Origin of the sequence: Corynebacterium sp. HMSC074H12 (assembly GCF_001813755.1) — a bacterium.
In the GTDB taxonomy this organism is placed as follows: Bacteria; Actinomycetota; Actinomycetes; order Mycobacteriales; family Mycobacteriaceae; genus Corynebacterium; species Corynebacterium hiratae.
The window spans coordinates 1-347 of sequence record NZ_KV813935.1 but is presented as its reverse complement, the minus strand read 5'-3'; the positions used below and the strand labels follow the sequence as shown (position 1 = coordinate 347).

The 347-nt window shown below is 59.1% G+C and carries 1 pseudogene; it reads right to left on the bottom strand.

The features are described 5' to 3' along the window. Positions 1–347 (bottom strand): annotated as a pseudogene (locus HMPREF2932_RS09265) (IS21 family transposase); the annotation flags it as partial.

Genomic DNA, 347 nt, shown 5'->3' with positions numbered 1-347 from the left:
GTCAGTGACATAGGCCCCACGCTTATGCGAAACCCGGTGGGTTGCCACGGTTGTCCCCTGGTCAAAGACGGTCAAGACTTGCCCGGTGATGCGCACATCGACAGTGCGGCCAACAAGCTGATGCGGGACGGAGTAGCGCACCGTTGCAACCGTGATATGGAAATCAGGGGCTACTTTCGCACGCTTCCACTCGGTGTGCTGCCACGGGGTTGCCGGCAGATCGGCAAGCAGACGCTGTTCGTGTGCTTCAAAGAGATCCCTGCGGCTTGACTGCTGACTGCGAAACGGCACGGAGGTGTTGATCGCGTCGACCAAGCCCACAATCTTTCCGTTGAGCTCGTCCAAGT